This is a genomic window from Scandinavium tedordense (assembly GCF_024764965.1).
Lineage (GTDB): Bacteria > Pseudomonadota > Gammaproteobacteria > Enterobacterales > Enterobacteriaceae > Scandinavium > Scandinavium tedordense.
The window spans coordinates 1-536 of record NZ_JALIGG010000029.1; the positions used below are offsets into that span (position 1 = coordinate 1).

Consider the following 536-nt stretch of genomic DNA (forward strand, 5'->3'; position numbering starts at 1 on the left):
CATCCGTACTGGATATAGCCTGTAGAAGTGAAGGCACAACATCCATTCCAAATTGTCCATGTTGCAAATCGACCGTCACTGAATCGAAACCGCACTGGCCCAACACTTCAGCAATATAGCCACTATTACAAGAAAGCCAGGCATTGATGGCTGGTCTTTTCAGAGTAACAAGCTCACGTAATCTATTAGGACGCATAAATTAATCTCTTTATAAATAATAATGAGAGGGATGGTGAAGCTATAAACGAAGAGACAAATAACGTAACCGATTGACCGTTCCCTACAGTGTCTGTGCATTAATGCACGACATTTTCACGACTTTCTACGAGTACTCTCTCATCACAATTCGTTATTAGGCCAACCGGATATGTACTCTTTCTCATCTAATTCAGGAGAGGCTCCAGAGCGCTCCCGATAAAAAAGAGCAACGGCGACAGTAGTAAATAATGCAACGCCAACCAGATAATAAGCCGGCGCAAGCTTATTCCCGGTGAATTCAACGAGTGCAGTGGAAATAAACGGTGTCGTTCCACCGA

2 pseudogenes are annotated in these 536 nt (G+C 43.5%); both read right to left on the reverse strand.

The annotated features are described in order from the left end of the window. Nucleotides 1-196: pseudogene (locus tag MUU46_RS00145) on the reverse strand (2,4-dihydroxyhept-2-ene-1,7-dioic acid aldolase); the annotation flags it as partial. 143 nt (nucleotides 197-339) lie between these two features. Next, nucleotides 340-536, reverse strand: a pseudogene (locus MUU46_RS00150) (hypothetical protein); the annotation flags it as partial.